11 protein-coding genes and 3 pseudogenes are annotated in these 11,179 nt (G+C 69.1%); 6 read left to right on the forward strand and 8 right to left on the reverse strand.

The genetic code is table 11. The features are described from left to right. Window positions 1-22 precede the first annotated feature (22 nt). The 3 genes from RH94_RS02905 to RH94_RS02915 form a co-directional block, all read right to left on the reverse strand. On the reverse strand, window positions 23-1,018 hold the full coding sequence (locus RH94_RS02905) for an aldo/keto reductase (protein WP_073946089.1): 996 nt from the start codon (window positions 1,016-1,018) through the stop codon (window positions 23-25). A 69-nt stretch (window positions 1,019-1,087) separates the two neighbouring features. Further along, the gene (locus tag RH94_RS02910; protein WP_073946090.1) at window positions 1,088-1,639 is read right to left on the reverse strand and encodes a Uma2 family endonuclease; all 552 of its coding nucleotides are present in this window, start codon (window positions 1,637-1,639) and stop codon (window positions 1,088-1,090) included. Between the two features lie 104 nt (window positions 1,640-1,743). Continuing rightward, complete coding sequence (locus tag RH94_RS02915) at window positions 1,744-2,418, reverse strand: GDSL-type esterase/lipase family protein (RefSeq protein WP_073946091.1); 675 nt, start codon at window positions 2,416-2,418, stop codon at window positions 1,744-1,746. Window positions 2,419-2,505: 87 nt separating this feature from the next. Here RH94_RS02915 and RH94_RS02920 point away from each other — a divergent pair, with 87 nt between their 5' ends. Then, the gene (locus RH94_RS02920) at window positions 2,506-3,519 is read left to right on the forward strand and encodes a hypothetical protein (protein ID WP_073946092.1); all 1,014 of its coding nucleotides are present in this window, start codon (window positions 2,506-2,508) and stop codon (window positions 3,517-3,519) included. Between the two features lie 96 nt (window positions 3,520-3,615). Then, on the forward strand, window positions 3,616-5,151 hold the full coding sequence (locus RH94_RS02925) for a cellulase family glycosylhydrolase (protein ID WP_073946093.1): 1,536 nt from the start codon (window positions 3,616-3,618) through the stop codon (window positions 5,149-5,151). 38 nt (window positions 5,152-5,189) lie between these two features. Here RH94_RS02925 and RH94_RS02930 read toward each other — a convergent pair. After that, window positions 5,190-5,447, reverse strand: a pseudogene (locus tag RH94_RS02930) (TetR family transcriptional regulator); the annotation flags it as partial. A gap of 38 nt (window positions 5,448-5,485) precedes the next feature. Next, window positions 5,486-6,139 carry a M15 family metallopeptidase gene (locus tag RH94_RS02935; protein ID WP_073946094.1) on the reverse strand — a complete coding sequence of 218 codons (654 nt, stop codon included), beginning with the start codon at window positions 6,137-6,139 and terminating at the stop codon, window positions 5,486-5,488. 161 nt (window positions 6,140-6,300) lie between these two features. Between RH94_RS02935 and RH94_RS42090 the strand changes: the two are divergent. Both RH94_RS42090 and RH94_RS02945 read left to right on the forward strand, forming a co-directional pair. Beyond that, window positions 6,301-6,498, forward strand: a pseudogene (locus tag RH94_RS42090) (DUF6879 family protein); the annotation flags it as partial. 18 nt (window positions 6,499-6,516) lie between these two features. Further along, window positions 6,517-6,831, forward strand: a pseudogene (locus RH94_RS02945) (helix-turn-helix domain-containing protein); the annotation flags it as partial. Window positions 6,832-6,998: 167 nt separating this feature from the next. Here the strand turns inward: RH94_RS02945 and RH94_RS02950 are convergent. Next, window positions 6,999-7,757 carry an Abi family protein gene (locus RH94_RS02950; RefSeq protein ID WP_079188872.1) on the reverse strand — a complete coding sequence of 253 codons (759 nt, stop codon included), beginning with the start codon at window positions 7,755-7,757 and terminating at the stop codon, window positions 6,999-7,001. A 463-nt stretch (window positions 7,758-8,220) separates the two neighbouring features. After that, window positions 8,221-8,643 (reverse strand): ATP-binding protein, encoded by a 423-nt coding sequence (locus RH94_RS02955; RefSeq protein ID WP_073946095.1) that lies wholly within the window; start codon window positions 8,641-8,643, stop codon window positions 8,221-8,223. 188 nt (window positions 8,644-8,831) lie between these two features. On the opposite strand from RH94_RS02955, the gene RH94_RS02960 reads away from it, so the two are divergent. Together RH94_RS02960 and RH94_RS02965 are read left to right on the forward strand one after the other, a co-directional pair. After that, window positions 8,832-9,701, forward strand: a complete 870-nt coding sequence (locus RH94_RS02960) for a helix-turn-helix domain-containing protein (RefSeq protein WP_073946096.1) — start codon at window positions 8,832-8,834, stop codon at window positions 9,699-9,701. Further along, window positions 9,698-9,877 carry a DUF397 domain-containing protein gene (locus tag RH94_RS02965; RefSeq protein WP_073946097.1) on the forward strand — a complete coding sequence of 60 codons (180 nt, stop codon included), beginning with the start codon at window positions 9,698-9,700 and terminating at the stop codon, window positions 9,875-9,877. Before RH94_RS02960 ends, RH94_RS02965 begins: the two co-directional genes overlap by 4 nt. 70 nt (window positions 9,878-9,947) lie before the next feature. Here the strand turns inward: RH94_RS02965 and serC are convergent, their stop codons facing one another. Further along, entirely contained in the window at window positions 9,948-11,066 is a 1,119-nt protein-coding gene (gene serC, locus RH94_RS02970) for a phosphoserine transaminase (RefSeq protein ID WP_073946098.1), read from the reverse strand. Between the last annotated feature and the right edge of the window lie 113 nt (window positions 11,067-11,179).

Here is an 11,179-nt window from a genome sequence, read left to right on the forward strand (position 1 = left end):
GGCGGTCAGTGACCGGTGCCGGTCACCAGGCGAAGGCCTCCGGGGACGGTCCCGGACCCGGGAAGATCTCGTCGAGCCCGTCCAGCAGCTCCTCGCCCAGCTCCAGCTCGACCGCCCGCAGGGCCGATTCGAGCTGCCCGGCGGTGCGCGGACCCACGATCGGGCCGGTCACGCCGGGCCGGGTGAGCAGCCAGGCCAGCGCCGCCTCGCCGGGCTCCAGGCCGTGCTTGTCGAGCAGGTCCTCGTACGCCTGGATCTGGGAGCGTACGGAGGTGTTGGCGAGCGCGTCGGCGGACCGCCCGGAGGCGCGCCGACCGCCCTCGACCTCCTTCTTGAGCACACCGCCCAGCAGTCCGCCGTGCAGCGGCGACCAGGGGATGACGCCGAGTCCGTAGTCCTGCGCGGCCGGGATGACCTCCATCTCGGCGCGGCGCTCGGCGAGGTTGTACAGGCACTGCTCGCTGACCAGGCCGATGGTGCCGCCGCGGCGGGCGGCGATCTCGTTGGCCTGGGCGATCTTGTAGCCGGGGAAGTTGCTCGACCCCACGTAGAGGATCTTGCCCTGCTGGATCAGGACGTCGACGGCCTGCCAGATCTCCTCGAAGGGAGTGCGGCGGTCGATGTGGTGGAACTGGTAGACGTCGATGTAGTCCGTCCGCAGCCGCTTGAGGCTGGCGTCGACGGCCCGCCGGATGTTCAGGGCGGAGAGCTTGTCGTGGTTCGGCCAGACGGAGGAGTCGTCCGGGGCCATGTTCCCGTACACCTTGGTGGCCAGCACGACCTTGTCGCGCCGGTCACCGCCCTGGGCGAACCAGTTCCCGATGATCTTCTCGGTACGGCCCTTGTTCTCGCCCCAGCCGTACACGTTGGCGGTGTCGAAGAAGTTGATCCCCGCGTCCAGCGCCGCGTCCATGATCGCGTGGCTGTCCGCCTCGTCGGTCTGCGGACCGAAGTTCATCGTGCCGAGCACCAGTCGGCTGACCTTGAGTCCCGTGCGTCCGAGCTGTGTGTACTTCATGGTCCACAAGCCAACGTGCTGGAGTGCGCTCGAAGCAAGGGGGTTGGGAGGCGGGGTGGCCGGGGGCGGTCAGTCGCGGGGGCGGGGGAAGCCGTCGGTCTTGAGGGCGAGGCCGAGGGGGGTGGCGGTCATGTCGACGTCCATTCCGAAGCCGACGGAGAGTTCACTGAGATATTCACGGCCCTCGGGCTGGGTATACAGACGACACTTGCCCTGGAAGGGGTCGGCGATGAGATACACCGGGACTGCGGCGCGGGCGTAAGCGGCCTTCTTGGGTCCGTAGTCGTTGTGGGCCGTGCCCTTCGAGATGACCTCGGCGACAAACTCGACGTCCTGGTGGTGGAACGGCTCTCTGGTGGTCTTGTCCGCCAGGAGCGTCACGTCGGAGGCGAAGCCGTTCAGCGGACCCGGGTAGTCGACACGGACGTCGGACAGCAGGCCCTTGTCAGGGTGCCTGGCGCCCACCTGCGCGACGATGCCCCAGGTGATCTGCCAATGGACGTCTGTCTGCGGCACCATGAAGACGGCGCCTTCAACGATCTCTGCCTTGTAGCCCTCGGGTACGGTCATCCGGTCGAACATCCCGTCCAGCACCCGCTTGCCGGCGTCGGCCGCATCCATCCCGTACCCCTGTCACCGTCATCAGCACAGCCGCGCAGTACAACGATGTGCGCGGTGACCGCGTTACGGGGGAGTGCGCATATGCCAGACGGGTAGTACGAGGCTCAGCCCCCGTACTCCCCTCCCCACCCCCACGCCTGGTGCATCGCCCCCGCGAACGCCCCCGCGATCCTGTGCTCGCCGCTCTCGTTCGGGTGGGTGCCGTCGTAGGTGTCGGTGTGGATGTCGTACGCCGCCGGAGGGGAGGCGAGGAGCAGCGGGGAGCGGGGTTCGTCCAGGTCGGCCACCGTCTTGGCGAGCAGCTCGTTGAAGAGGGTCACCTGGGCGGCGAAGGGCGGGTCGGACTCGGCGCGGATGTTGGGGATCACGGGGAGGACGGCCATGCGTATGCGCGGGTTGCCGTCCCGCGCCGCGGCCACGAAGGCGCGCACGTTCGCCGCCGTCTGCTCGGCGTCGGTGTAGAAGCCGAGGTCGATCAGGCCCAGGGACACGAGCAGGACGTCCGCCCGGTGCTTCCGTACCGCCTCGCCGATCACCGGGGCCATGTGTCCCCAGCCCTCGCCCCAGCCGGCCAGGTGGGCGCGGGGGAAGTCCGGGGCGGCGTAGGCGTACGAGGTCGGGGCGTCCGCCGTCTTGTCGTACAGCGTCTCGCGCGGGCCGACGAACGTGAACGGGCCGCCGTACGTCGCGCACAGGTGCCGCCACAGCCGGTAACGCCATGTGTGTTCGCCCGCGCTGCCGATGGTCATGGAGTCGCCGACGGGCATGAGCCTGAGCATCCGCTCATGATGGACGATCGCGGGGCGCGGTGGCATGTGAGGCCCACCACCCCGGTGAACTCCCCTGGGGGATGGCAGGCTTGGAGCATGCGCCGACCGTTCGCCCTGCTCGCCGGGGCCCTCCTCGTGGGGGCGCTCGCCGTGCCCGCCGCGCCTGCCGCGTTCGCTGCCTCCGCCGCCGACGGTGACGACGGGTTCACGATCAAGGACCCCCGCATCAAGGAGTCCAGCGGGCTCGCGGCCTCGCGCCGGCACCCGGGCGTCTACTGGACCCACAACGACAGCGGCTACGGCCCCCAGATCTACGCCGTGGACGGCAGGACGGGCGAGACCGTCGCCACCGTCACGCTCAGCGGCATCGGCAAGCCCCGCGACGTGGAGGCCGTCTCGATCGGGCCCGGCGACCAGATCTACGTCGGCGACATCGGCGACAACCTCGGCGGCACCTGGCCGTACGTGTGGATCTACCGGCTGCCCGAGCCGAAGGAGCTGAAGGACCAGACGATCCGGGCCACGCAGTACGTCGTGAAGTACGCGGACGGCCCCCGCGACGCCGAGTCGATGGTCGTGCACCCGAAGACGGGGCGGGTCTACATCATCGACAAGAAGGAGGACGGGGGGCACCTGTACGAGGGCCCCGCCGAGCTGTCCGCCTCGGGCACGAACGTCTTCGAGCCGATCGCCCCCGTCGACCTGTGGGCCACCGACGCCGCCCTCTCGCCCGACGGCACGCGACTCGCCGTGCGCGGCTACTTCGGCGGGATCCACTACGACTGGAACGGCGGGAGGATCAAGCGCATCGACCGGCTCGCCGTACCGCTGCAGCGGCAGGGCGAGTCCGTCACGTACAGCGCCGACGGCACCAAGCTGCTCTACGGCACCGAGGGCGAGAACAGTCCGGTGGAGGTGCGCGACGCGCCCGGCGCCGACTCCTCCGCCAAGTCGCCGTCCGCGCCGGGGGGTTCGAGCTCCGCCGGTTCCGGATCGGGCGGGAGCGGCTCGGACGGGAGCGGCGGACTCGGGGCGGGCGCCGCCGCGGCGGCCGTCGTGGCGGTGGTCGCGGTGCTGGGACTGGGGCGTCTGTTGCGTCGCCGCTCTTGACGGGCGGCTGCTGCCTGACTTCCATAAGAGGTGCGGGTTGTGTGGGAGCGCTCCCACTCGTTCCGGCCCCGCGGCCCCTCGAGAGGAAGCAGCACCATGTTCCGCACCTTGCGAAGAGCGCTGTGCGCCGTCGCGGCGGCGCTCCTGTTGCCGCTGGGCCTGGGGCTCGGCCTGCCGGCCACCGCGCACGCGGCCCCCACCGCGGGCGGCGCCGGCTACTGGCACACCAGTGGGCGCCAGATCCTGGACGCGTCCGGGCAGGCCGTCCGGATCGCCGGCATCAACTGGTTCGGCTTCGAGACCGACAACCGCGTCGTGCACGGCCTGTGGTCGCGCGACTACAAGAGCATGATCGACCAGATGAAGTCGCTGGGCTACAACACCATCCGGCTCCCCTACAGCGACGACATCCTCAAGTCCGGCGCGACGCCCACGGGCATCGACTTCTCCGCGGGCAAGAACGCCGACCTGCAGGGGCTGACCTCCCTGCAGGTCATCGACAGGATCGTCGCGTACGCGGGCCAGGACGGACTGAAGGTCATCCTCGACCGCCACCGCCCGAACTCGGCCGGCCAGTCGGCCCTGTGGTATACCTCCGCCGTCCCCGAGTCGACGTGGATCGCCAACCTGAAGTCGCTGGCGTCCCGTTACAAGGGCAACTCCACGGTCATCGGCATCGACCTGCACAACGAGCCCCACGACCCGGCCTGCTGGGGCTGCGGGGACCAGGCCACCGACTGGCGCCTGGCCGCCGAACGGGCCGGCAACGCGGTGCTCTCCGTCAACCCCGACCTGCTGATCTTCGTCGAGGGCGTGCAGACCTTCAACGGTGTCTCCGGCTGGTGGGGCGGCAACCTGATGGGCGTCGCCCAGTACCCGGTGCGCCTCGACGTCGCGAACCGGGTGGTGTACTCGCCCCACGACTACGCCACCAGCGTCGCCCAGCAGAGCTGGTTCAGCGACCCGTCCTTCCCCGGCAACATGCCGGGGATCTGGGACAAGTACTGGGGCTACATCTTCAAGCAGAACATCGCGCCCGTGTGGCTCGGCGAGTTCGGTACGACGCTGCAGTCCACCGTGGACCAGAAGTGGCTTGCGGCGCTGGTGAGTTACCTGCGCCCGACGTCGACGTACGGCGCCGACGGCTTCCACTGGACCTTCTGGTCCTGGAACCCCAACTCCGGTGACACCGGAGGGATCCTGAAGGACGACTGGCAGACCGTGGACACCGTGAAGGACGGGTACCTGGCGACCGTCAAGGCACCGGGCTTCCCGAGCAGCGGCGGTGACAACGGCGGCGGTGACAACGGTGGCGGTGACGGCGGCGGCAAGGCCACCTGCCGTGCCACCTACGTCGTCAGCAGCGACTGGGGCGGTGGCTTCAACGCCGATGTGACGGTGGCCAACACGGGTACCACCGCGATCAAGTCCTGGAAGGTGACCTGGACCTGGAGCGGCTCCCAGAAGGTCACCAACATGTGGAACGCGACGTACACCCAGAGCGGCTCGACCGTGACGGCGGTGAACGCCGCCCACAACGGGTCCGTCCCGGCGGGCGGTTCGACGAGCTTCGGCTTCGGGGGAGCCCCCGGCGGCGGGAGCGCGCCGAGCCTGAGCTGTACGGCGGCGTGAGGGAGCGGTTCCTTCGTGCGGCCCGTGGGGGTGCGGGGTCAGGCCGCGTCCCCACGGGCGGCTGGGGTGGGCGCCGGCTCGGCGGCGGCGGTGGTGGTGATGCGGGTGACGGCCCTTCGGGTCAGCGCGCGGTCGTGAGGGGCGGTGTCCAGGGCGCGGTGCAGGGCGAGGCCCTCGATGAGCGCGTCGAGCTGGCGGGCGGTGTCCGCGTCGAAGTGCTGCTCCAGCAGGTGGCGGCTGCGGCGCATCCACGCCCGGGTCAGCTCCCGGTAGGCCGGGTTGCGGGCGGCGAGGGTGGGGACGAAGGCACGCCGATGGGGGCGTCGCTCGCAGCTCATCCGAGTTCCCGTGGCCCGTAGATCGCGCTGCCGGCTCTGGTGGAAAAAGCCCAGTAGCGGTCGCCGTAGGACCAGTGCCACCACTCGGTGGGGTAGTTCACCAGGCCCGCGGCGGTGAGTGCGTCACCGAGTATCCGCCGGTTGGCCCGTGCTCCGGCGTCGACGTTGCCGGCGTTCGTGAAGCAGGCGCCGCCGCTCTCCTCCGGACTGGCGTTCACCCGGGTTCCCATGTCGAGCTCCCGTCCGTCGGCGGAGATCAGGGTGAGGTCCACCGCGGCACCGGCGCTGTGAGGCGCGATCTCCGGGGGAGACACGTACCGGCTCGTGGCCTCGCGGACCTGCGCGGGCGACCAGCCCGGGTTGCCGGCCTGCAGTTCGGTGGCGTACTGCTCGAAGTAGTGGCGCTGCAGCGCGGGCGGCCGGTATCCCTCCACGAACAACAGACGGATGCCGTCCGGGAGCAGCTTCTGCGCCTTGAGGAGACGGGTCAGTACCCCTTCCCGCAGGTGCGCGAACGCCCCTGACCGATCGGTCTTGCGGGAGTCGACGGCGAGGGATTCCTGGAGCCGGACGTCAATGAGCGGCTCGCCGCAGTCGGCCACCGGGATTGCCGCGATCCTCGGATCCGACATCAGCACGATCTCGTTCATGCACTGATCGTCGCCGACTGTCTTGCGTCGCGGTGGCCGCCCTGTGCGTTTTCGGCCAGAAGCCTCCGGCGGCCCTGCGGCACGGACGAACCGGGCTCGGTGGGGAAAGGCGGATGCCACTCACGTCCTCGAACGAGTGGCGTCCGAAAGCGTGAACGCGGCTGCCCGCCGAGGACTTCTGGCTGTTCGGCAGTCGCCTCGTCGCGCTCCTGCGGTTCGATGACGACGATCAGCTCACGCACGTGGATCTGATCACCGAACCGGCAGAGGTGGTGCGCTGCCGCATGGTGCGGGATGCTGCTGGGCATCACGCCGTACCGTGGCAGCAGTTCATGGCAGAGATGTACGACGACGCGTAGGGGCAAGAGCTGACACCGGTGAGCACGGACTGTCAGAGGGCACGTGAGGAACTGGGGCGTCGGCTCCGTGAGCTCCGGATCGACAGCCCTCGAGGCCGGCTCACTGGTGCGGAACTGGCCCAGCGGCTGGGCTGGACCCAGTCGAAGATCAGCAAAATGGAGAACGGCAGGCAGACGTCCACCGACGACGACCTTCGAGCATGGGCCGAAGGCACCGGTCAGCCCGCCGTCTTCAGTGGACTGCGCGCCCGCCTCAGGGGGTTCGGAAGTCATATCCGTTCCTGGCGTCGGCAGTCGGCAGCTGGACACACTCCTGTCCAAGAGACCTGGGACACGCTCGTCTTCGACTCCCGGAGTCGGCCGTCTTCGGCGCCGACGCCCAGCAGGTGATCGCCCGGGTCCGCCGGAGCATCAGGGCCTGAGTTTGTCTGTGAGTACTTCGGTGTCGGTGCCGCAGAGCAGCCCGCGGCAGCGGGCTGTCACCGAGCATCGGTCGGAGGTCATGGCCGGGTGCGCAGCAGCTCGTGAACTCGGCTGCTCCGGCCGAGCCAGGTGGCGACGTCCTTGTTGATGTATTCGACCAGGCGCAGGACCTCGGCGTGCGCGTCGGCAAGGGTGAGTCGGCGGGTCCGGCCTCGGCGGTCCGTCTGGCCCGGGAGGGGAACGCCGCCGATCAGAGGCTCGTGGTGGGCGACGCGGTTGCGCAGCGAGCGGACGTGGCTGGCGGTGGTGAACACGGTGGTTCGTTTGCCGCCGCTGTTCGGGAACGCCTTGTACAGGGCCTTGCGCCACAGGGTGGAGTCGTAGTCGACGTTCTTCTTGTACGGGCCGTCGCCGCGGGTGCCGCCCTTGTCGAGCAGGTTGACCCAGCAGCCGAAGGTGGACTCCGCCACGATCCTCCCGGCGGGGACGGCGCGCAGGGTCTTCTGCGCGGGTTTCCCGGTTGCCGGGTCGGTGGGCATGGTGATGTTGCGCCACGTGGTTCTGAAGCCGCCCATCGTGCGGTCGTCGAACAGGTCGGCGCGCGCGTACCAGGTGTCTCCGTATGCGGCGGCGAGCTGCTCCGCCATGGCATTGCGCAAGATGATCTCAGCGAGTGCGATCACCTCGCCGAAGGCCGCCGACAGGCGCACGTTCCACAGGTACAGCTCCATCGCCGCCGTCGGCGTGCTCGTGGCAGCCAGATAGGGGACCAGGCGAGGCCGGGAGATCAGCGGTTCCAGGAGCTTGAGCTGCGCCGCGGTCGGTTGTATCTGCACTCCCCTGATGTATCATGGTCGGCAGATTCCCCGGTTCAGCCTCTGGCTCACGCCAAGCGACCGGGGTGGGACTTTTGAGGGCCCTCACCAGCTGGTGAGGGCCCTCAGCTTGTGCCGTCGTGTCCCTTGGGCGTCAACCTCGGCGATGCGGAGCCGCCCGTTTCGGTGATCGTCGGGCTGACAGCCGCCACGGCGATGGGGTCCGTCACCGGACTCTCGCTCGTGGCCGATCCGAACGGCCGCAGGCACCGGCCGGGTCCGGTTCTCGCGCTCCTCCTCGTGAGGGAACGGCACGTAGTGGCCGACCGCTCGGCAGCGCTTGGCCCAGCGGCGCCGGCGCGCCTCGTACGGGCTCGGAAGCCGCCATACGTACGGATCCGGCGTCCGGACCTCCCGGGCGAGGTCCCAGTCACCCACCGTGGGACTGCTGGAGTGTGGGCGGGAGAGCAGGCGGCCGACCGCGTCATGAATCAGTCGGAACACGGACCCTCTCCGCCTCCGCGAGCGTGAACCGGGCCCAGACGCACTTCGCGTACGGCTCTTGCCGGCATCCCCACGCGTCGGACAGTGCCTCCACGAGCGCCAGCCCGCGTCCGCCCTCCTCGTCCAAGGCGGAATCGCGGCACCGGGGGAGTCTGTCCCGGTCCGGGTCCCAGACCTCCAGGACCAGCTCCGGTCCGTTCAGCGTGAGCGTGACCCTGACCTGGGCGTAGGAGACCCGGCAGTGGAGCACGGCGTTGGTGACGAGTTCGCTTGCCGACAGGACGACGGTGTCGGCGAGTTCGTCGGTCACGCCCCAGCCCGCGAGGGTCTTGTGAGCGCGTTGTCGGGCCTCGGGCACGTGCCTTCGGTGCTTGGGGATGAGGAAGGTTTTGGTTGCGGGCATGGAGTGCCGTACCTCCTGACGAGCTGTCAAAGCATGCTCTGCGAGGGAGCTTTGCTGAAGCTACGACTGAAATCGACATACGTGCAATCCGCTTCAGTGAATACATTCACTTGTGTACTCGATCGAGTGACAGGTTCCCAGGGCCTGCGGACTGTGTGGCATCGTTGCGGCAGGAGAGGGGAGGTCCCATGCCCGCAGGCGGACGGCCGACGGTACGCAGCAGGCGCCTGGGCAGGGCGCTCAGGCAGTACCGGCAGGCCGCCAAGCTCGATCAGCCGCAGGCCGCCGAGGTCATCGCGTCAAGTCAGGCCAGAATCAGTCGCCTTGAGAGCGGACATGTCACGGCGCGTGTCATCGAGGTACGACTGCTGCTGGATGCATACGGCGTCAAGGACTCGGACGTGCGGGCCAAGCTGGAGGATTTGGCCAAGCACTCGAAGAACCGGGGTTGGTGGCTCGAACATGCGGCACACCTACGACCGGACTACGTCGACCACATCGCTCTGGAGGACGACGCGACCTACATCCGTGAGTGGCAGCCGGTCATGGTGCCGGGACTCCTGCAGACTCCGGCCTATGCGGAGGCGGTCATTGCCGGCGGTCCTCACTACATCGAGCCTGAACAGGTCGCGCAGTTGGTGAAGGTGCGCGAGGGTCGGCAGGCGAAGATCGAAGAGGGCGGAGCGTCGTACACGGCGATCCTCTGGGAAGCGGTCGTCGCGCATCCGCTGGTGGAGGTCGGTATTCACCGGGAGCAGTTGGCCGCGATCCTGGAGATCGGGAAGCGTAAGAACGTCACTGTGCAGGTGCTGCCGTTCAGCGCGGGCGTCCTGGCCGGTTACTCCTCCGCCTTCTCCTCCTTCAGCTTCGACGAGGAGCCGACGGTCGAAGCGGTCGCCATGGACAATCTGCGAGGCACGTCGGTCCTTGAAGGGCCCGAGGACCTGGCCGCTTACGCCAATGCATACGACCTACTACGATCGGCGGCGTTGGCACCGGACGCGAGCGCGAAGCTCATCCGGGGCATACTGCGGAGCTTGAAGGAAGACGCATCGTGACCGAGGTCGTAAGCCCCTTCCGGAAGTCGTCGTACTCGGGACAGGAGAACGCCTGCGTCGAGGTCGCCGACACGGCTCCGGGCGGTCGAGCCGTCCGCGACAGCAAGCGGCAGGACGGTCCCCTGCTCACCGTCTCCCGTGAGGGCTGGCAGGCCTTCCTCAGCCAGTTCTCGTAGGCATCGCACAGCACACGAAGGGCGCCCGGCAGATCACCGCCGGGCGCCCCTCACTGCCGTGAGGCGGTGCCTACAGCTTCTCGATCACGTAGTCCACGCACTTCGTCAGGGCCTCGACGTCCGCCGGGTCGATCGCCGGGAACATCGCGACGCGCAGCTGGTTGCGGCCGAGCTTGCGGTAGGGCTCGGTGTCGACGATGCCGTTGGCGCGCAGGACCTTGGCGACGGCGGCGGCGTCGATCTCGTCGGCGAAGTCGATCGTGCCGATGACCTGGGACCGCTTGGCCGGGTCGGTGACGAACGGGGTCGCGTACTTGACGTCCTCCGCCCAGCCGTACAGCGTGCGCGCGGAGGTGGCGGTGCGGCGGACCGCCCAGTCCAGGCCGCCCTGGCCGTTGAGCCACTCCAGCTGCTGGTTGAGCAGGAAGAGGGTGGCCAGCGCCGGGGTGTTGTACGTCTGGTTCTTGCGGGAGTTGTCGATCGCGGTGGGGAGCGAGAAGAACTCCGGGATGTGGCGGCCGCTCGCGTGGATCCGCTCGGCGCGCTCGACGGCGGCCGGGGAGAACACGGCGATCCACAGGCCGCCGTCGGCGGCGAAGGACTTCTGCGGGGCGAAGTAGTAGACGTCGGTCTCGGCGACGTCCACCGGGAGGCCGCCGGCGCCGCTCGTGGCGTCGACCAGGACCAGGGCGCCCTCGTCGGCCCCGGCCACCCGCTTGATGGGCATGGCCACACCGGTCGAGGTCTCGTTGTGGGTGAGGGCGTAGACGTCGACGCCCGCCTCGGCCTCGGCCTCCGGGTGCGTGCCGGGGTCGCTGGAGACGACGGAGGGCTCGGCGAGCCACGGGGCGAGCTTGGCGGCCTTGGCGAACTTCGAGCTGAACTCGCCGAAGGTGAGGTGCTGCGACTTGTTCTCGATCAGACCGTGGGTCGCGATGTCCCAGAAAGCGGTGGAGCCGCCGTTGCCGAGCACGACCTCGTAGCCGTCGGGGAGCCGGAACAGCTCGCTGATGCCCTCGCGCACCCTGCCGACCAGGTTCTTGACCGGGGCCTGGCGGTGGGAGGTGCCCATGAGGGACGTACCGGTGGAGGCGAGGGCGTCCAGCGCCTCCGTCCGCACCTTGGAGGGACCCGCGCCGAAACGTCCGTCCGCGGGCTTGATGTCAGAGGGAATCTGGATCTCAGCCACGAACGCGAGCGTAGCGGCTCGGGAAATCCGGGTGAAACGCATTCCGTCGGATGAGACGGGGGTTGACGGTGCGGGTGCGCCGACGGTGCGGCGGGGCGGGACGGGGCGCGGTG

Origin of the sequence: Streptomyces kebangsaanensis (genome assembly GCF_001906585.1) — a bacterium.
In the GTDB taxonomy this organism is placed as follows: domain Bacteria; phylum Actinomycetota; class Actinomycetes; order Streptomycetales; family Streptomycetaceae; genus Streptomyces; species Streptomyces kebangsaanensis.